Below are 19,951 nucleotides of genomic sequence, written 5' to 3'. Positions count from 1 at the left end.
AACAGCGGCACCCGAGCGGTGCCGCTGTGCGTTTTTCAGGTATGGGTTACGGGTCGAGCATCACAGGCCTGGTCACAACAGGACGCCAAGAGTCGCGACAGGATGTCGCCTGTTTGAGGAATGACACCATGAGTGTATGGAGTTGGATTAAAAAGAATGTAGTCGACCCGGTCGTCAGTGCAGGGGAAGACCTGTGGGATGACATCGGTGACGATCTGAACGATATCGGTGAGGCGTTCAGTGATCTGGGTGATGATCTGGAAGATCTGGCGGAGGATATTGCCGCGCTGGGTTACACCAACAAGAACCTGGGTAACGGTAACAATACCTATACCTCCTCGTCCCTGGGCGCCAATATCATCGACGGCGAGGGCGGTAACGACACCATTACCATCACCGCCGGTGCCTATAACAAGATCAGCGGTGGCTCGGGCGACGACACCCTGATCATCAAGGTGGGTGGCTACAACAAGGTCGATGGCGGCACCGGTAACGACACCATCAAGCTGTACTTTGGCCTCGACAACATCGTCACGGGCGGCGATGGCAACGACAAGATCTACCTGTACGCGGCGGCCGTGGCGGACATCAACGCCGGTTCAGGCGACGACTACGTTTACAGCAACGCCGGTTATAACGACGTCACCCTCGGCTCCGGCAATGACAGCGCCAGCCTGAACGGCGGTTACAACAAGGTCAGCGCCAGCAGCGGTAACAACAGCATCAACGCCAACGGTGGCGCCAACAAGGTGACCGTCGGTTCCGGCAATGACACCGTCAAGGTCTACGGCGGCAGCAATACCGTCACTGACAGCGGTGGCACCAACGCCTTTACCCTTGGCGGTGCCAGCAACACCCTGACCTCGGGCAGCGGTGCTGACACCGTGACCGCCGATGGTGCCTATAACAGCATCAAGACCTACGGCGGCAACGACAACATCAGCGTGACTGCGGCCAGCAACACCGTCTATGCCGGTGATGGCAACGACACCGTCAGCGCCACGGCAGCCTACAACAAGATCTATGGCGAAGGCGGTGATGACACCATCAGCACCACTGGCGGCTATAACAAGATCGATGCAGGTTCCGGCAACGATACCGTCACTGCCTACGGTGGTTACAACGATATCGACAGCAGCTCCGGCAACAACAAGGTCACTGCTTACGGTGGCGGCAACGATGTCAAGGTCGGCTCCGGCAATGACACCATCAAGGTCTACGGCGGCAGCAACAAGGTCACCGACAGCGGCGGTACCAACAGCTTCGTACTGGGCGGCGCCAGCAACGTGCTGACCTCCGGCAGCGGGGCCGATACGGTGACCGCCGACGGTGCCTATAACAGCATCAAGACCTACGGCGGCAACGACACTATCAGCGTGGCAGCGGCGGCCAATATCATCGATGCCGGTGAGGGGGATAACACCGTCTCGGCCAGCGGTGGCTACAACACCGTCAGTGCCGGCAGCGGCAGCGACAAGGTCACCGCCTACGGTGGTTACAACGACATCAGCATCGGTAACGGTACCAACACCGTCTATGCCGCTGGTGGTGGCAATGAAGTCACTGTTGGCAGTGGCAACGACAAGGTGGAAGTGTACGGTGGCAGCAACATCGTCACCGATTCCGGCGGCACCAACACCTTTACCTTTGGTGGTGCCAGTAACATTCTGACCTCCGGCAGCGGTGCCGATACCGTGACCGCCGACGGCGCCAGCAATGTCATCAAAACCTACGGCGGTAACGACAATATCACCGTCAATGCCGCCTCCAACGTGGTCAACGCCGGTGACGGTGACAATACCGTGACCGCCAACGCCGCCAGCAACGTCATCACCACCGGCAGCGGTGCTGATACCATCACCACCAAAGGCGGCTACAACGATATCAGTGCCGGAGATGGCAACGATACGGTCAACGCCTACGGTGGCTACAACAACATCGATGTCAGTAACGGTAACAACTACGTCTATGCCGCCGGTGGTGGTAATGAAGTAGATGCCGGTACCGGCAACGACACCATCAAGGTCTATGGCGGCTACAACGTGGTCGATGCCAGCAGCGGCAACAACGAAGTCTATGCGGCAGGCGGTGGTAACGAAGTGACCGTCGGCAGTGGCGACGACAAGGTCACAGCCTACGGTGGCAGCAATATCGTGACCGACAGCGGTGGCAATAACACCTTCGTTCTGGGCGGTGCCAGCAACGTGCTCAACTCCGGCGACGGTGTTGACAGCGTCACCGCCGACGGCGCCAGCAATGTGATCAATACCAGTGGCGGTGCCGATACCATCAGCGTCAATGCCGCCTCCAATGTGATCGATTCCGGCAGCGGCAACGATACCATCACTGCCAACTCGGCCAGCAACGTCATCACCACCGGCAGCGGTAACGACTATGTGGAAGTCAATGGCGCCAGTAACGTCATCGATACCAGTGGTTCTGCCGAGTATGGAACCGTCTACACCACCACCTACAAGACGGTGAAGGTGTTCGGTACCACCATCAAAATCCCCACCATCACCGCGAGCCAGGCCCAGATCAGCGATGACAGCGATACCGTGTATGCCGCTGGTGGCAGCAACGTGATCAATGTCGGTGACGGCACCAACAAGGTGACCGCTTACGGTGGCAACAACTACGTCACCGCAGGCTCCGGTAACGACACCATCGTGGCCGACGGCGGTGCCAACGAAATCGACGCCGGTGCAGGTAACAACAGCATCGAGGCGGCCGGGGCGGCGAACGTCATCACTACCACCAGTGGTAACGACAGCATCACCGCCTGGGGCGGCGCCAACGTTATTGAAGCGGGTAACGGCAAGAACGACATCACCGCCGGTGGCGGTGCCAACGTCATCACCACCGGTTCCGGCAAGGACAGCATCAATGCCTATGGCGGTGCCAACGTCATTACCAGCGGCGGTGGCAACGACACTATCCGTGCTTACGGCGGTGCCAACGTGGCCGTAGTCGGTAGCGGCAAGGATGATGTTATTGCTCTGGGCGGTGCCAACGTCATCACTGCCAGCGATGGCAATGATCAGATCATTGCCGCCGGTGGTGCCAACGTTGTGGTCAGCGACGGTGGTGACTCCACCGTGATCATGGGCGGCGGCCTCAACGTCGCCTACCTCGACGGCGGTAGCAACCTGGTCGGTGCGCTGGGCAGTACCAATGCGCTGCTCAGCGGTGGCGGCAACAACACCCTGATCGGTGTGGGGGCGGCCAACCTGATGTTCAGCAACGGTGGCGACAACCTGATGGTGGCTGCCGGTATCGGTAACCTGCTGGTGGCGGCAGAAGGTGATAACACCATGATCGCCCTCGGTGGCGGTAACGTGGTGCTGACTGAGACCGGTTCCATCATTGAAGGTCTGAGTCAGGGCCTCGGCGATCTGCTCAGCGAGGCCATCGACAGTGATGATGCCGATACCGTGATTGAAGCCGGGGTGGAGTACATCAAGGACGCCATCAATACCGGCTCCGGCGATGATATCGTGGTGGCCATCGGTGCGGGCAACCTGGTCTACACCGGTAAAGGCAATGACGTTGTCACCGCCATTGGTGCGGCCAACGTGCTGCTGGCCAACGGCGCCGATACCATCACTACCGCCATTGGTGAAACCAACGTGGTGCTCAATACCGCGGGCGATAACGTGGTCACGACGGTCGGTGCCAACAACGTGGTGCTGCTGGGTCTCGGCGATGGCCTGACCTGGCTGGCCGATACCCTGGCTGATAGCACCGACAGCGATGCACTGGATACCGTCAGTGAGTTCCTCGGCGACAATCTGGCCACTGGCGCCGGTACCGACATCGTCACCACTATCGGCTCGGTCAACGTGGTCTACACCGGCAGCGGCAACGACGTGATCACGGCCCTCGGCAGCACCAACGTACTGTGGTCAGGCACCGGTGATGATGTGGTGACGGCGATCGGTTCCAGCAACATTATCTACGGGGATTCAGGCTCCGACGTGATTACCGCGATTGGCTCCACCAACATTGCGGTCACCGGCGCCTATGACGAAATCGCGGCGACCGCGGTGGGGCTGGTCGACTCCCTGACGGCGGGCATCTATGCCACCGATCTGGTGAATGAGGCCGGGCTGTCCTCGGCGGCCGAAAGTGACGGCGGTACCGATGTTATCACCGTCATCGGCTCCACCAACGTCGTGCTGACCGGCAGCGACAGCAGCGTGATCACTGCTCTTGGCAGCAATAACGTGCTGGTGTCCGGCGCGGGGGATGATGTCATCACCGCCGTCGGCACCTACAACGGTATCGTCGCCGGCAGCGGCAATGATGTGGTGACGGTACTCGGTAACTACAGCGCCGTGGTGGCCGGTGAAGGCAATAACGTGGTGACGACCCTGGGTAAGGCCAATATCGTTACCGCTGGCGACGGCAATGACGTCATCACCACCATCGCCATGGGCGGTGACAGTGCCAACGTTAACGTGGTGTCTGCGGGTGACGGCAACAACGTGGTGACCCAGATCGGCACCTACAACGTTGCCGTGACCGGGGCCGACGATGACGTGCTGGTGATGGTGTCTACTTCCAGCAATTCCACGTCTACCAGTACCGCGGAAGAAGCCAGCGAGGAGGCCACCAGCACCTCGACCACTACCACCACCTACAGCACCGAGTTCAACATCGGCTGGACCGGTGACGGTGATGACGTGGCGGTGATCTACGGTGAGCACAACGTGGTGCTGACCGATGCCGGTGACGACACCATCGTGGTACTGGGTAGCAGTGGCACGCTGAAGAGCGTCACCGAAACTGAAACCACCGATACCGCCACTGAGGCAACTTCGACCAGCAAGTCGTCCATTACCGTCGATACCGGTTTCAACTTTGTTGAGAGCGGCAGCGGTGATGACACTCTGATCCTCAACGGTGAAACCACCATCGCCGTGGCCGACAGCGGCGACGACCTGATCGTCTCCAATGCCACCAACAACGTGGTGCTGGGCGGTGACGGCAACGACGTGATCATCGGTCTGGCGCAGTCCACCGTCTTCAATACTCTGGAAAGTCTGACCGAGAACGACTACACCAGCTGGAGCGACTGGGGCTCGGCACTGATGAACGCCAAGTATGTCGGGTCACAGCTGTACAGCTTGGCCAGCGGCTCCTTCGGTGATCTGAACCTGATCGGTAACGTGCTGATGGGCGGCGACGGTGACGACACCATCTTCGCTACCACCGCCGGTACCTATATCTCCGGTAACGACGGTGACGACGTGATGATCGGTCTGGGCTGGGGGTTGCTCGATACCCTCTTGCTGGACGGTGCCGACAGCCTCAACTCGGTATGGGAAAGCATCGGTGACGGCTTCGACGCCATTACCGAATACCTGACCGATACGCTGGTGGAAGATCTGTACGACGTCTGGGACAGCGTCGCCGGAGATATTTCCGACGTGCTGGACAGCGTGGTCGCGGCTACGGACAGTTTCGGTGACGATCTGGACAGTACGGCCAATACCGCGATTGGCTACCTCAATGACATCACCGGGCTGGATCTGGCTGATGTGGATATCGGCGATGCCCTGTCTGATCTGGTGGATGAAGGCGCTGACAGCCTGTCTTCCGCCATCAGCTCCATCAGCAGTGCCTTTGAGTATGTGGCCGATGCCGATGTCAGCGATGCCATCGACAGCGCCCTGTCGACCGCTGCCGATGGCGTCAGCACCGGTATCGACTGGACCTTCGATGGTCTGGACTGGATTGCCGAGCAGCTGGGCTTTGACAGCACCGGTCTGGCTGACTTCGATGATTTCGAAGGGCTGGTGGCCGCCATCATGGTCTACGAGATCGCCTACAACTACGCCGGTGACAATGACCTGTCCGGTGGTGCCGGTAACGACACCCTCTATTCCGGCATGGGCAACGATGACCTGCGCGGCGGTGAAGGCACTGACACCTACGTCATCTCGCTGGGCGATGGTAAAAACACCGTGTACGAAGAGGCCGGTGGCAATGATGTGATTCAGATTGCCGCCAACACCTTCTTCGACAAGGACATGACCAGTGACAACGTCTACACCGCCATTGATGGCAGTGATCTGCTGATCAACTACGTGGTGGATGGCGAATCCTACGCGCAGGTGACGATCAGCGATTACGCCAGTGTCGATGTGAAAGAACTGCAGCTGGTGGACAGCGATGGCAACACCGTCTCCACCCTCAGCATGGACCAGCTGGTGGCACAGGCAGATAACGCCAACACCAGCTTCGACATGGCAACCGTGTGGACCTCGGAAAACCTCGACCAGTTCGCTGAGCTGCTGTTGTCTGCCCTGACCGGCAGCAGCAGTACCGACACCACGGTCGATACCTATACCACCGCCACAGATGCCGGTCTGGAGGCGGCTGCGTAACGATGTTCTGACCGTTTGTCTGCAGGGGCTTCGGGCCGGCATGCGAGCCCGAACTCTCTGCAGGATAAACAGAAAATTACCTGCTGTAACAATAAAGGCCTTCTCCCGGATAATTCCGGCAGGAGGCTTTTTTCTTATCTGGATCAGTAAGTTATATCGTATTTAAGGGCGCTGGATTGTTGCCTGTAACAGGATGATGAGAAACATTTGTTTACCAATAATGCTCAATGCACTAAGGTAAGGCCCGCAACATAAGGGGCCCTCATTGACGAGGGTAATCCTCAAGGATGATCAGGTTGCCCGTCGGACAGAGAATGCATCGGTCCGTGCTGTACAGGGAACGTGGCTGGCATTCGCGAGGGGAGATAATGAGTGGGGCTGGGGCTGTACTGAGCGCCAAGACACCACCGTCGAACAAGGAAGCCCGCTCCATGAGCGGTTATCAACCCCCCATGCTTAGGAGAAAAGCATGCAAAGTAATACCTACCTGAACTACGAAGGCATCAAGGGCGAAACCTCTGCCGAACAGTTCAAAGACATGATCACCCTGCTGTCCATGGACTGGGCTATCGACCGTGTGGTAACCGCGCATACCGGTACTGCCATGGACCGTGAAGCCAGTGCTGCACGTCTGGGTGACATCACCATCACCAAATTCCAGGACCGCTCCTCTCCCGACCTGTTCAAGGAATCCACCATTGGCAAAGCCAAAAGTGCGATCTTCCACATGACCAAGCAGGGCGACAAAGTCGAAGAAATCATGAAGATCGAACTGACCGACGCCATGATTTCTCACTACAGCGTATCCATTCAGGATGACCGTCCCGTAGAGACCATCCGCATTTCTTACACCGAAATGATGATGACCGTGACCCCCACCGACGACGACAACAACGTCATGGCGCCGTTGGTCTACGGTTACAGCGGCCTCAAAGGCCAGCAGATGTAATCAGGAGACTGATTACGCTGTGCGAAAAGGCTCCCTCGGGAGCCTTTTTCTTATCGGCTTTGCCCTTGTCAGCATAAGGACAACCTCATGGGCCAACGCTGTATCGCCGGCGCCACGCGCCAGCTCAAACCCGGTGAATTGACCTCTCCCGACGCCTGGGAATGCTTTCTGCAAGACAACCCTCATTTGCGCCACAACGCCGTTATTCATCCTGGTACTCCCTATGTGGTGCGCACCTCGACTCGTGCGCCGGGCCACCAGTGCCTGGCGCAGCTGAATGAACTGACCGGCCTCACCCCCGGCGAGCGGGCCAATATCGCCGAACTGGTCAGGCAGCTGGGCCTCGAAGGCACACTGGCGCTGGCCGACTTCTATGAAGAGAGCATGGCACCGATCAACCACCACCTTGCTGAATGGCGTGACCAGCACTGGCGTGATGGTATCGGCGCCGCAGCGGGTGGCTGGGCAGCACGCAACACGGTGCTTATGGATCAGGTGACCGCCTATGAACAGGCCCTGCGGGACGTGCGCAAGGCCCACCAGAACAAGCAGCCTGCGCACGTACTGCGCCGTGTTGAAGGCGATACGCGCGCCGCGTGGCGCCGGCTGAATGAACAGTTCAGGGTGGCGCTGGAAAAACACTTCGCCAAAGTCAAAGGACGCGGCACGATCTGGAGCAGTGCTGACCGTGGCATTGACATCGCCAAAAGCCACCGCGACGACACCAAACTGAACCTCAGCGGCTCGCGGGATATTGCCCTGCTGCGCGGGCTGGCCCGCGCCTCGAACATCGCGGGTAACAGCATGCTGGTGCTGGAAGTGGGGGCGCGAGGTAAGAAAGTCGTGGACCAATACCGTCAGGGCGGCGACTGGATGCGCACCGCCACGGTGCAATCGACGGGCTTAGCTTTAGGGTTTTTAGGAGGAGCTTTAGGTGCAGGACTGGCCGCTGACGCTGCGGTTGCGATTGGCTTGGCGGCCACGCCACTGGGCTGGGTGATGGTGCTGGGGGTGGGGATTGCTGCCGCGTACTTTGCAGCTTCGGCTCTTGATACGGGCGGCCAATGGGCCTCATCCAGTATCTATGACCGCCGTTTTAATAGCTGGTAAAGACGATGAGTGAGCACTATCAGGGCATCTTCCTTATCGTGTCGATGGTAATTTTCATGTCTACCTGCTTATCAATGCTGATTTTCTCGCGCTTTAGCATGAGGCGCATTGAGAGAAAAATGGTGCAGGAAGGACTGGAATTACCGCGATGGGATGGTTGGGGCGGTTACCGAGTATATTTTTATGCCTCAAGCATTCTGTGGCGGCGTAAGCCCGAAAAAATGCCTTTTGTCAATGCTGAAGCCACACGCCGCCTGGCGACCAAGACAGACTGGTACCTGGCGCTATGGTATTGGGTGTCGGGGGTATTTTTTTTACTCTGCGGCGTTATCTTCGCGATATTTATTGATAAGTGATAGCAAGACCTCTGCCCGGTTGGGCAGAGGTCTTGTTTTTTCTGGGAGGGGTAGTGTTGGCATCTAATGCCGCAGTTGCGATTGGCTTAGCCGCAACACCGCTGGGCTGGGTGATGGTGCTGGGCGTGGGGATTGCTGCTGCGTACTTTGCTGGGTCTTTAGGGGACCACATTGGTCAATGGGGATCATCCAGTATCTATGATCGAAGATTGAATAGCTGGTAATGATGATGAGTGAGTACTACGGGTGGATATTCCTGATCGTGTCGATGGTAATTTCAATGTCCTGTTTTATCTCATTGCTGATTTTTTCGCGTTTTAGCATGAAGCGCATTGAACGGAGAATGGTGCAAGAGGGGCTGGCGTTACCGAGGTGGGACGGATGGGGAGGTTATAGAGTGTTTTACTATGCCTTCGCGATTGTGTGGCACTACAAAGCGGAAAGAATGCCTTTGATCAATGCTGAAGCCACACGCCGTCTGGCGACCAAGACAGACTGGTATCTGGCGTTATGGACTGTTGTATCAGGCGGAGGTTTTTTGCTCTGCCTTATCATCTTCGGGATTTTTATTGATAAGTGATGGCAAGGCATCTGTTCGGTTGAGCAGATGCCTTGTTTTTTGGAGGCAGCTCATGCCTGACGAAAACGGTAGAGGCGGCGACGGGATGCGTACCGCCACGGTGCAAACCACCGGACTGGCCACTGGTGTCGTGGGAGGATATGTGGGAGCAACGTTGGCATCTAACGCTGCGGTTGCGATTGGCTTAGCCGCTACCCCGCTGGGCTGGGTGTTGGTACTGGGTGTGGGGATTGCTGCTGCTTACTTTGCTGGTGCAGGCTTCGATTGGGCAGGGCAGAAATTGTCATCATCAATTTATGATCGCACTGGCATCTTTAGCGGATGGTAAATATGCACTACTCATTCGAAGACTACCTGTTGCTTGTCTTTGGTGCCGTGATGTTGTCCTTCTGCTTCTCATTGCTGATTTTTTCGCGCTTTAGCATGAAGCGAATTGAACGGAAAATGGTGCAGGAGGGGCTGGAGCTACCGAGTTGGGACGGATGGCGAGGCTACAGAGTAGGGTATTATGCCTTCGCGATTGTGTGGCACTACAAAGCGGAACGGATGCCTTTGATCAATGCTGAAGCCACGCGACGCCTCGCTACCAAGACAGACTGGTATCTGGCGTTATGGACAGTTGTGTCGGGGGCGGGGCTAATGATCTGTGTCGCTATTTTGAAGATTTTTTTTGATGACTAATGACAAGGCATCTGTTCGTTCGGGCAGAGGCCTTGTTTTTTGGAGGCAGCTCATGCCTGACGAAAACGGTAGAGGCGGCGACGGGATGCGCACCGCCACGGTGCAATCGACGGGCTTGGCTGCCAGTGTTGTGGGTGGCTACTTTGGCGCGGGAATGGCCACTGAAGCGGCCATTGCGATTGGCCTGGCCGCCACACCCCTGGGCTGGGTGATGGTGCTGGGGATTGCTGCTGCTTATATATGTAGATACCAAGCCGCAGGCTTTGGCATCCGATATCTATGATCGCAAGGGCAGATTTAGTGGATGGTAAATGTGGACTACACCTATGAAGAGAATGTGCAGCTAATTTTTGGGGTTTTATGATGTCCCGCTTTCTTTCCTGGCTGTCGATTTCAGAAGGTGATTGCACCAATTGTCAGAAGTTAACTGCACCAGAGGAAACCGTTACATCAGACCGGTGTTTGCGTTCTGCCCTACAGCATCTGTTGAAATCTTTCACGGCCGCTCGTCTCTTGACGACCAAATCGGGCAGGCGGACGATATTGACCGCCAGATACTGCGGGTGCTGGCAAGTGATGGCCGAGTGAACAATCAGCAGTTGGCCGAGCAGGTCAACCTTTCGGCGACGCCGTGCTGGAATCGAGTCACAGCCCTTGAGGAGGCCGCGGTCATCAGCGGCTAGCTGCCATGCTCGATCAGCATACCCTGGGCCTGCCGGACATCGTGATTATCGAAATCACGCTGGAGCGCCACGACGAGATATTCGGCCGCGTTGGCAAAGCGCTGGTCGAGCTTCCGGAAGTGATGGAAGCTTATCTGGTCACCGGAGAGTACGACTATCTGATCATGGTGGCAGTTGCCGGCACCGTCGGCTACGAGTGCTTTCTCCGAGAAAAGCTGTACAAACTTCCCGGGCTCCGGCACAGCCGTTCAACGTTCGCACTGCGCTGCCTCAAGCGCATTCATTCCGTGCTGCCGTGAACACCAGACACCTTCGATCAAATTGCGACGTCAGGATTTGCCCATGACCAAATTGGACAACCGCCATATCGACGAGATGGCCGCTTTGCTGGCGCTCGCCGCCACCCATTCCTTCGCCGCTGCAGGGAAAATGGTTGAACGCCATCCAACCATCATCTCGAAACGCATTGCTTCGCTGGAAGTGCGCCTGGGCGTTCGTCTGGTTGAGCGGACGACACGGCAAGTGCAACTGACCGATGTCGGAAAGCGTTTGGCCGACAAATTCAGAGCGGCAACAGACCTGATCCACGAGGCGCAACAGGAGGCAGCCGAGACGGCGGCAGAACTCCAGGGATGCTTGAAGTTGGCGTTGCCGGCGACAATGGGACGCTTGTGGCTTGCGCCCCAATTGCCGTTTTTTATGGCACAGCACCCGAAATTGGAACTTGATGTCGATTACAGCGACGCCTTCGTCGATCTTGTGGAGGGAGGATTCGACGCTGCCATTCGCATCGGCCATCTGCCCGATAGCGGATTCGTGGCGCGCAAGCTCGCCGATCATCGGCGTATCCTTACCGCCTCCCCGAGCTATATCGAGCGCTACGGCATACCACGTGAGCCCGCAGACCTGCTGACGCATAACTGCCTCGGCAATCCGCGCCTCAACTCCTTTCCCATCTGGCGCCTGTCTGACGGAGGCCGTGTAGAAATGATTCGTACGTGTGGAACGCTGCGGACCAACGACAGCATGGCATTGCTCGAAGCGGCGCGGGCCGGGATCGGCATTCTGGGCGCCGGCGAATGGCTGCCCGCTCGCGACCTTGCTGCGGGCACATTGGTTCGTGTCCTGCCTCAATGGGCTTTCGATGGTGATGGCGGCATCTACCTCGTCCGACCATCGCGTCGCTACGCTTCCGCGCGTACGGAAGCCTTTGTTGCCTGGATTGCCGAGATCTTTCGTTTGATCCCGTGGTCCGGTCCTGAGCAGCGGTCACATGATGGAGAATTGACTGCACGATAGCTGCACCTGATGCAGCATTGATCTGCATTTGAGACGGATTGTGTCACCTGACGCGAGTGCGCCAAAATACGTGCCCACACAGCCATAATGCCAAAGCCCAAAGAGGTGAAATGGCTTTCCACACGTGGCGGGTTTTCGTTGCGTTGGGTCTGGCTTTGCTCAAAAGGATGCTCACTCATGCCACATCTTTCTCCTGCCATCCGGACGGGTTCACTGCTTTTCCTGTCGGGCCAACTCGCATTTGACGATCAAGGCCAAATCGGGGGAGATATTGAAGCCCAAACCGCATTGACTCTCGAACATCAGTTCGCCGTGTTGGCCCAGCACGGCCTATCCCCTGAAAACGTAGTAAAGGCAGGCGTGTGGCTCACCGAGCCGGGAAATTTCCAGCGATTCGACCAGGCCTTTGCACGCGCTTTCGGTACGCACCGCCCTACGCGCTCCACCGTGATTTCCCAGCTTGCGATTGAAGGGGCATTGGTCGAAATCGATCTGATCGCGTCCTTTGAGCCGCTTGATCGCTAAGCCCGGTGCGGGAATGCGTGCCAGCCTCAATCATCGGAGAGAATGGAAAGGAGCAGGAAAATGATCGTCCAACACATTTCGGCCTTCTCGAACGGATCACAGGGCGGCAATCCTGCTGGTGTCGTACTTTGCGACGAGATGCCGGACGCTGCCGTGATGCAGAATCTGGCGAAGGACGTGGGTTATTCCGAAACCGTCTTCGCCACGCCAGTCGAAGGGGGCTGGCGGGTACGCTATTTCGCTCCTGACGTCGAAGTCGATTTTTGCGGGCATGCCACCATAGCACTCGGTGCCGCTCTGGCGCGTCGTGTGGGTGCGGGCTCCTTCACGCTGAAACTCAACCGCGCCGACATCACCGTCGAGGGATACTTGTCCGAGACGGCTTGGGGCGCATCCTTTCAATCACCGCCGACACGCAGCGGCCCGGTGTCGGACGCGGTATTGAACGAAGCCCTGGCTCTGTTTGCTTTGGACAGAGGTGCGCTGGATCCCCGGATACCGCCGGCGATAGCTCATGGCGGCGGCGATCATCTCATTCTGGCCCTCAAGGACCGGGAAACACTTCGCACAATGCACTATGACCTGGAAGAAGGTCGGAAGCTGGCTCAACGCCAGGGGGTGCTTACCTTCAGTCTGCTCTACGCCGAGCAGCCAAGAGTATTTCACGCGAGAAACCCCTTCCCCCTGGGCGGCGTCTATGAAGACCCTGCCACAGGCGCCGCAGCCGCCGCGCTGGCGGGTTATCTGCGAGACATCGGCTGGCCGCACGAAGGCTCAATCGTGATCTGCCAGGGTGAGGACATGGGCATTCCATCCCGCCTGCAGGCCGACATCACCTCGCAACGCGGTTCAAGCATCCGGGTATCCGGCGCAGCCAGATCCATTCGAGCCTCCCAGGAGGCGCCGTCGTGACGCCCGAGCAAAGGCTCGCATCATTGAATATTGTTCTGCCACCGGCCCGATTCCGGCAGGGCAGTACCGTCCGACACGTCTCGTCGGAAACATGCTCTGTCTTTCCGGGCAGGGGCCGCGAGACGCAAAGGGTTCGTTTCTGACCGGGCGGCCGCGGGCCGATATCTCGAGAGGAAGGGTGTGCGGCGGCACGCAATGCCTCTGCAACTGCTATCGGCGGCGAAGGCGGCACTGGGAGAGATCTCTCGCGTGGAAACAGGCGTCAAGGTGTTTGGCATGGTGAATGCTGAAGCGGACTGTGTGGATCACGCACGGAGGGAGCGGGTGCTCGGATTTACTGGTTGAAATATTCGGTGACGCGGGTTGTCACATCCGCTCAGTCGCTGGCATGGGATCCCTGCCCTTGGGGATGACGGTCGAAATCGAAGCGATCTTCTCGGTGAAATCCCAATGATCCGCGCAATCAATCGAGTTGAAATCACGGTAAAGGAATCACGATGAAAGCAGTTGGTTACTGGAAAAAAGGGTTGGCAATTTCCGATCCACATTCGCTTGAGGACATCGAGCTTCCAGAGCCTGAAAAGCCGACAGGCCGGGATATTCTGGTTAGAGTGCGCGCGGTTGCCGTCAATCCGCGTGATATCAAGAGTCGCATGAGCATCGAGCCATCGGGAGGGAAGCCGGTGGTACTTGGCTACGATGCGTCGGGCGTCGTCGAAGCGGTTGGAGAACAGGTGGAATTATTCCGGCCTGGCGACGAGGTCTTTTATGCGGGCGTTCTTGATCGTCAAGGCTGCAATGCCGAATTGCAGCGGGTGGATGAACGGATCGTCGGCCGCAAGCCTTCGACCATTAGCCATGCTGCCGCCGCGTCCCTCCCGCTCACCAGCCTGACCGCGTGGGAGATGCTTTTCGACCGGCTTCAACTTCCGATGGGTGGCGGCTCCGGCGAGGCGCTTCTGGTCATCGGTGGTGCCGGCGGCGTGCCCTCGATGGCGCTTCAGTTTGCCCGGCAGCTCAGCGACGTAGCCGTCGTTGCGACAGCCTCACGGCCAGAAAGTCAGTCTTGGGTACGTTCGCTCGGTGCACAACATGTTGTCGACCACTCCCGCCCACTGGCCGCGCAAATAGCAGCAATCGAAGGGCTTGCTCCCGTCAGCCGAATTTTCTCGACGCATACGAATACGGCCAGTTGGGCCGAAATGGCGGCGATCATCGCACCGCAGGGGCGCATCGGACTGATTGATGACCCCGACCCCCTCGACCTGCGCCTGATGAAGTTCAAGAGCGTTTCGATACATTGGGAGGCGATGTTCACCCGGCCGATGTTTGCCACCGTTGACATGCAACGGCAGCACGAGATCCTCAATACCGTGGCCGACCTGATCGACGCAGGAAAGCTGCGAGCTACCGCAGTAACGGACTACGGCAGCATCAATGCCGCAAATCTCAGACGAGCACACACCGCGCTCGAAGCGGGGCACGTCATCGGCAAAATCACCCTGTCCGGCTTCTGAGGGAGCGATTCAATGGAAATCGGATCAGCAAAGGCTGCGTCAGAACTCCTGGTACGACATTGGAAAGAGGGCGCGGTGCTGACATCCCTGCCACCCTCTGTGCGTCCGGCGAACCGGGAAGAAGGGTATCTGATCCAGGGGCAAATCGAAACGCTGAGTAACAGGCCGCTATTTGGCTGGAAGATCGCCGCAACCAGCACGGCAGGTCAGCAGCATATTGGTATCGACGGGCCAATTGCAGGCCGTCTGCTCGAAGAAATGGTGCACCATAACGGCGATGAAGTTCCGTTTGGCGCGAACCGAATGCGCGTCGCGGAAGCTGAGTTTGCCTTCCGTCTGGGACGAGACCTGCCGCCGCGCGTAGGTGGCTATGAAATGGCTGAGGTGCTTGACGCGATCTCCGGACTTTATCTCGCAATCGAGATACCCGACTCACGTTATGCAGATTTCGTCGCTGTCGGCGGCCCGCAGCTAATTGCTGACAATGCGTGCGCTCACCGATTTGTACTCGGTCCTAAAGCGCCCGCAATCTGGCGGCAACTCGATCTGGCGTCGCATCGCGTGGCCGGCAAAGTCGTGGGTCGTCTGGCGCGTGAAGGGGTCGGGTCAAACGTGCTCGGTGACCCGCGTATCGCTCTAACGTGGCTCGCCAACGAACTGTCCTCAATTGGCGTCACATTAGCAGCCGGTCAGACAGTCACGACAGGCACATGCCTGATCCCGCTCGACGTGAATCCTGGTGACGTGATTTCGGCCGATTTCGGTGTCCTTGGCCAAGTGGCCTGTCGCTTAACGGACCATTGAGTTTGCTTCCAACTTGTCACTGGAGGTGTCGCTCAGTCGCCATTGCTGCCCTTACAGAAGCTGGTCGATACTCAGTTCAACTGCGACGTCGGAGCCTGAGCCAGCACTAATTTATTGCACAGAAAGAAAAGTGTTCTGCATCAGACATGTGACCAAGCCTTGGCACTGTTGGGTCTTTGGTGAGACTCTCGCTCGGACGGCGCCTGGTGACCAAGACAGACTGGAACCTGGCGTTATGGTATTGGGTGTCAGGGGGGGCATTTTTTGCTCTGCGGTATTATTTTTTCGATCTTTATTGATCAGTAATAGCAAGGCATCTGTCCGTCACTTAACAGGTCGTTGAAAATCTATCTGCGTTGCCGAATACCGCGTCAAAAACAGGCTCAAAATGCTCATTTAGTCCATTAAACTCCGCTTTTTCGCCTGTTTCTTGTGCCCTCGGGGTATTTCCTTGTCTCGGTTGCCCCGATAACGTTTTTCAACAGCCTGTTAAAGGAACTATGCCCGATGTCTTACCCGCTGCTGCGTCTGTTGTGCTGGTCAGTACTGACCTTGCTGCTCATTTATCTGCTGATCTGTGCCGGGCTTTTTCTGTGGCAGCGCTCGCTGCTGTATTTCCCCCAGCCCAGCCATTATCGGGATGCCGCTCATACACTGATGCTGCCGGTGGCGGGTGCGACACTGCAGGTGACTACCGAGGTGCGCCCGGGGCCGCGGGCGCTGATCTACTTCGGCGGCAATGCCGAAGATGTCTCTCTTAATCTGGCTACCTTTGCTCAGGCTTTCCCTGACCGGGCAATCTATCTGCTGCATTACCGGGGCTACGGCCAGAGCAGCGGTGAGCCGGGTGAAGCGGCGCTGCAGCAGGATGCACTGGCGCTGTTCGATCAGGTGGCGCAGCAGCATCAGGATATTGCCGTGATTGGCCGCAGCCTCGGCAGCGGGGTGGCTACCTGGCTGGCCAGTCAGCGCCCTGTGTCGCGACTGGTGCTGGTAACACCTTATGACAGCATTGAAGCTGTGGCCGCCGGGCAGTATCCCTACGTGCCGGTATCCTGGCTGCTGCGCGATAAATATCTGTCGTGGCGGGATGCCCCGGCCATCACCGCCCCGACGTTGCTGCTGGTCGCCGCTAATGACCGGCTGATTCCGCCTTCCCACAGTCAGCGCCTGCTGCAGGCGTTTCGTCCCGGTGTGGCACAGCTGACGACGCTGGCCGATACCGATCACGCCAGCATCTCCACCAGCCCGCACTATCTGCCCTTGTTGCAGCAGGGGATCGGCTCTCCTCCCTAGCACAGGTTCTTGATCAGCCGTCGTCGGCCACAGGGCGTTCGCAGTTGTTTCAATTCGGCGCCGGGGTGCGGCGTTTCAGCCCGGCTGGTCTAAGCTGAATGGGCCTGTCGGCGGGAGACATCATGCAGTTCCTGACGCGGTTCACAGAACAATAACCAGTGGTTGAGTCGCCACCCTTTACTCAGGAGCCCATGCCATGAATCCTGTCGTCCATTTCGAAATGCCCTATGACGATGCTGAGCGTATGCAGACCTTCTACACCGCCGCCTTTGGCTGGCAGATGCAGGCGCTGGGTGAACAGATGGGCCATTATGTGCTGGCCACCACCACCCGGATGGACGCCAACCCCGGGATGCCTGCCGGGGCGATCAATGGCGGTTTCTATCCCAAGCGGGCAGACTGTCCGCTGTATCCGTCGGTAGTGATTGCGGTGGCTGATATTACCGAGGCCATGGCCAAGGTCAGTGTCGCAGGGGGTGAAGTGCTGGGTGAGCCGATGGAAATCCCCGGTATCGGGTTGTATGTGGCCTTCCATGACACTGAGGGCAATCGCGTCAGCATGCTGCAGGCATTTCCTCAGACGAGTATGTAACTATTTGATTTTTATGCAGTGTCAGGTTGATGTCGGCTGGCTGTCGTCACCCCGACAGCGGGTTTTCCGGCAAGGTTGGCAGTGAACTTCGAGACGAGAGAGGAAGGGATGATAGTACGCAAGTTACGGCTGCAACGGGGATGGTCACAGGAGCAGCTGGCACAACTGACGGGGCTTAGTGTGCGGACTATTCAGCGTATAGAGCGCGGCCAGAACCCCGGTCTGGAAAGCCTCAACGCCCTTGCTGCCGTGTTCGAAGTGCCTTTGAGCCAATTGCAAACGGAGAACGCTATGCCTATTCACACATCAGGCAGCCAGCCGGCACCGACCGAATCCGCCCATAGCACAGCAGGGCTGAGCCTGCAGGAACAGCAGGTCATGGAGCAGGTACGTGACATCAAGGGGTTTTATTCCCACTGCATCAAGTACGCGCTGATTATCAGCCTGCTGTTTGTGATCAACCTGTCCACCAGCCCCGGCCATATCTGGGCATGGTGGCCCATGCTGGGCTGGGGTATCGGCCTGGCCTTTCATGGTCTCAACGTGTTTGAAGTATTTCAGTTTTTTGGTCCGGCCTGGGAAAAGCGTCAGGTCGAAAAACGTCTGGGGCGCAAGCTGTAAAACCCGTACAGGCAGGGATGCAAGGAGTGTCAGGGAATGAAAACACACTGCGATTGCTGCAGCGGCAGGCTGCAGGCCACAGACCGCCGGGCATGGAAGCTGCGTTGTGAGCAGTGCGGTGCCCGCTACAAGGCGCAGCGTCTGATGCCTGCCACGGGGCGGCGCCTGCGGACTTACCCCTGGCTCACCTTTGCGGTGGTGGTACTGCTGCAACCGCAGATCATGGCTCTGTGGCTGCAGCCGCTGGGGCTGACGGTCACGCCGCTGCAGTCGGTCGGCGTGCTGTTGCTGTTTGCCCTGCTTTGGGGTAGCTGGCTTTACCGTATGTGGCGCCGGCTGATACCGGTCAGTTATCAGCTGATCGAAGCCCCTGAATGGGTGCTGCGCCGTCAGGATTTCTGGTGGCTGCTGTTTACCCTGCTGATGGCGCTGTGGGCGGCGACCAGTCTGTGGTCTGGCGCGCCTTAGGGCAGACTCCTGCTGTAGTCTGTGAGCAACACCTGTTCGTCAATAACGACCGCTCGTCAAACAAAACAGTAATAACAAGAACGATGGAGATACCGAGCATGAATGCGCACCATGCCCTGAATTACGTGGAGTTCGCTGCCTGTGATCTGCAGGCCAGCAAAGCGTTTTTCACCGAGGTCTTTGGCTGGCACTTTGATGACTACGGCCCGGACTACACGGCCTTCAGCGAAGCCGGGCTGAACGGCGGCTTCTATCGTGCCGAGCGCGCTTCGCGGGTCGCTGACGGGGCCGCCTTGCTGGTGCTCTACAGTGACAGTCTGGAGCACAGCCAGCAGCGGGTGGAACAGGCGGGCGGAGTGATCAGTACGGCGATTTTTGCCTTTCCCGGCGGCCGCCGCTTTCACTTTATTGAGCCCAGTGGCAATGAACTGGCAGTGTGGTCTGATCGCTGAACCGTTGTTGTCCAGAGGTGCCATGATGACCATCGGTTTATACGCAGGCCTGCTGGGCCTGATCTATATCTTCCTGTCTTATCGGGTGATTGCCGGGCGCCGTCACTATCGGGTGGCGCTGGGTGACAACCACATCGCCCCGCTGCAGCGGTGTATTCGGGTGCACGGTAACTTTATGGAATACGTGCCCTTTGCCCTGATATTGCTGCTTTTGCTGGAACTGAATGGCATGCCGCCGCTGTTGCTGCACCTGCTGGGCGGCCTGCTGGTGCTCGGCCGTGTGCTGCATGCCTATGGGGTGAATGCTGAGCAGGAGAACCTGCGCTTTCGTATCAGCGGGATGGTGGCCACGATCAATGTGCTGCTGGTGGCGTCGCTGGTATTGATAGGTTCGGCGCTGGGGTGAACTGGTTGTTTGTGAAGGATTGAGGGCGGTGCGGTTCGTTGCATTCACCACACCTGGCGTGGAGTTCATTCGGCTGTAATCCGGTGCGATTCGTTGCACCCTGCGTGGAGTTTGTGTGTAGCTATCCGGTGGGGCTTGTATTTGCCGTTGCGGCTTCAGTAGGGTGTGGTGAGGTACGAACCGCACCGCACCGTCAAGCCCCTTGCCCCCCTCAGCCGAGCTGACCCAAGTACACCTGCTTATAGGCCAGCGAGCCCGCGGCAAACGGTAACAGCGCCGCGATTCGTTGCACTCATCACACCCTGCGT

General features: G+C 58.0%; 22 protein-coding genes. All 22 read left to right on the top strand.

The features are described 5' to 3' along the window. The first annotated feature begins 128 nt into the window (after window positions 1-128). The 22 genes from QCD60_RS08610 to QCD60_RS08505 all read left to right on the top strand — a co-directional run bounded on the left by QCD60_RS08610 (window position 129) and on the right by QCD60_RS08505 (window position 19,643). Window positions 129-6,392, top strand: a complete 6,264-nt coding sequence (locus tag QCD60_RS08610) for a hypothetical protein (RefSeq protein ID WP_279784288.1) — start codon at window positions 129-131, stop codon at window positions 6,390-6,392. Window positions 6,393-6,861: 469 nt separating this feature from the next. Further along, a complete protein-coding gene (locus QCD60_RS08605; protein ID WP_279784286.1) occupies window positions 6,862-7,341 on the top strand; it encodes a type VI secretion system tube protein Hcp in 480 nt (159 codons plus the stop codon). A gap of 87 nt (window positions 7,342-7,428) precedes the next feature. Continuing rightward, window positions 7,429-8,451 (top strand): hypothetical protein, encoded by a 1,023-nt coding sequence (locus QCD60_RS08600; protein WP_279784284.1) that lies wholly within the window; start codon window positions 7,429-7,431, stop codon window positions 8,449-8,451. A gap of 5 nt (window positions 8,452-8,456) precedes the next feature. Next, window positions 8,457-8,807, top strand: a complete 351-nt coding sequence (locus tag QCD60_RS08595) for a hypothetical protein (RefSeq protein ID WP_279784282.1) — start codon at window positions 8,457-8,459, stop codon at window positions 8,805-8,807. 223 nt (window positions 8,808-9,030) lie between these two features. Then, window positions 9,031-9,387, top strand: a complete 357-nt coding sequence (locus QCD60_RS08590) for a hypothetical protein (protein WP_279784280.1) — start codon at window positions 9,031-9,033, stop codon at window positions 9,385-9,387. Window positions 9,388-9,439: 52 nt separating this feature from the next. Further along, a complete protein-coding gene (locus QCD60_RS08585) occupies window positions 9,440-9,715 on the top strand; it encodes a hypothetical protein (protein ID WP_279784278.1) in 276 nt (91 codons plus the stop codon). A gap of 2 nt (window positions 9,716-9,717) precedes the next feature. Then, the gene (locus tag QCD60_RS08580; protein WP_279784276.1) at window positions 9,718-10,068 is read left to right on the top strand and encodes a hypothetical protein; all 351 of its coding nucleotides are present in this window, start codon (window positions 9,718-9,720) and stop codon (window positions 10,066-10,068) included. 52 nt (window positions 10,069-10,120) lie between these two features. Next, window positions 10,121-10,351 (top strand): hypothetical protein, encoded by a 231-nt coding sequence (locus QCD60_RS08575; RefSeq protein WP_279784274.1) that lies wholly within the window; start codon window positions 10,121-10,123, stop codon window positions 10,349-10,351. A gap of 130 nt (window positions 10,352-10,481) precedes the next feature. Further along, window positions 10,482-10,751 (top strand): AsnC family transcriptional regulator, encoded by a 270-nt coding sequence (locus QCD60_RS08570; RefSeq protein WP_279784272.1) that lies wholly within the window; start codon window positions 10,482-10,484, stop codon window positions 10,749-10,751. A 5-nt stretch (window positions 10,752-10,756) separates the two neighbouring features. Then, on the top strand, window positions 10,757-11,050 hold the full coding sequence (locus QCD60_RS08565; RefSeq protein WP_279784270.1) for an Lrp/AsnC family transcriptional regulator: 294 nt from the start codon (window positions 10,757-10,759) through the stop codon (window positions 11,048-11,050). 43 nt (window positions 11,051-11,093) lie between these two features. After that, the gene (locus QCD60_RS08560; RefSeq protein WP_279784268.1) at window positions 11,094-12,050 is read left to right on the top strand and encodes a LysR family transcriptional regulator; all 957 of its coding nucleotides are present in this window, start codon (window positions 11,094-11,096) and stop codon (window positions 12,048-12,050) included. Between the two features lie 177 nt (window positions 12,051-12,227). Then, entirely contained in the window at window positions 12,228-12,575 is a 348-nt protein-coding gene (locus QCD60_RS08555) for a RidA family protein (RefSeq protein WP_279784266.1), read from the top strand. 60 nt (window positions 12,576-12,635) lie between these two features. Further along, window positions 12,636-13,487, top strand: coding sequence for a PhzF family phenazine biosynthesis protein (locus QCD60_RS08550; protein WP_279784264.1), 852 nt, complete (start codon window positions 12,636-12,638; stop codon window positions 13,485-13,487). A gap of 195 nt (window positions 13,488-13,682) precedes the next feature. Next, window positions 13,683-13,832, top strand: a complete 150-nt coding sequence (locus tag QCD60_RS08545; RefSeq protein WP_279784262.1) for a hypothetical protein — start codon at window positions 13,683-13,685, stop codon at window positions 13,830-13,832. 152 nt (window positions 13,833-13,984) lie between these two features. Further along, window positions 13,985-15,004, top strand: a complete 1,020-nt coding sequence (locus tag QCD60_RS08540; RefSeq protein ID WP_279784260.1) for a zinc-binding alcohol dehydrogenase family protein — start codon at window positions 13,985-13,987, stop codon at window positions 15,002-15,004. Between the two features lie 12 nt (window positions 15,005-15,016). After that, window positions 15,017-15,808, top strand: coding sequence for a fumarylacetoacetate hydrolase family protein (locus QCD60_RS08535; RefSeq protein ID WP_279784257.1), 792 nt, complete (start codon window positions 15,017-15,019; stop codon window positions 15,806-15,808). Window positions 15,809-16,315: 507 nt separating this feature from the next. Then, window positions 16,316-17,104 (top strand): alpha/beta fold hydrolase, encoded by a 789-nt coding sequence (locus QCD60_RS08530; protein WP_279784255.1) that lies wholly within the window; start codon window positions 16,316-16,318, stop codon window positions 17,102-17,104. Between the two features lie 196 nt (window positions 17,105-17,300). Beyond that, a complete protein-coding gene (locus QCD60_RS08525) occupies window positions 17,301-17,696 on the top strand; it encodes a VOC family protein (RefSeq protein ID WP_279784253.1) in 396 nt (131 codons plus the stop codon). Between the two features lie 108 nt (window positions 17,697-17,804). Then, entirely contained in the window at window positions 17,805-18,317 is a 513-nt protein-coding gene (locus QCD60_RS08520) for a 2TM domain-containing protein (protein WP_347950186.1), read from the top strand. A gap of 36 nt (window positions 18,318-18,353) precedes the next feature. After that, window positions 18,354-18,785 carry a hypothetical protein gene (locus tag QCD60_RS08515; RefSeq protein ID WP_279784251.1) on the top strand — a complete coding sequence of 144 codons (432 nt, stop codon included), beginning with the start codon at window positions 18,354-18,356 and terminating at the stop codon, window positions 18,783-18,785. A 98-nt stretch (window positions 18,786-18,883) separates the two neighbouring features. Continuing rightward, a complete protein-coding gene (locus QCD60_RS08510; RefSeq protein ID WP_279784249.1) occupies window positions 18,884-19,237 on the top strand; it encodes a VOC family protein in 354 nt (117 codons plus the stop codon). Further along, a complete protein-coding gene (locus QCD60_RS08505) occupies window positions 19,209-19,643 on the top strand; it encodes an MAPEG family protein (RefSeq protein ID WP_279784247.1) in 435 nt (144 codons plus the stop codon). The genes QCD60_RS08510 and QCD60_RS08505 overlap by 29 nt, the downstream gene beginning before the upstream one ends. Window positions 19,644-19,951: the final 308 nt, after the last annotated feature.

Origin of the sequence: Pokkaliibacter sp. MBI-7, assembly GCF_029846635.1 — a bacterium.
GTDB lineage: Bacteria > Pseudomonadota > Gammaproteobacteria > Pseudomonadales > Balneatricaceae > Pokkaliibacter.
Note: the sequence above shows the minus strand (reverse complement) of the source record. Positions and strands in the feature narration are given on the sequence as shown.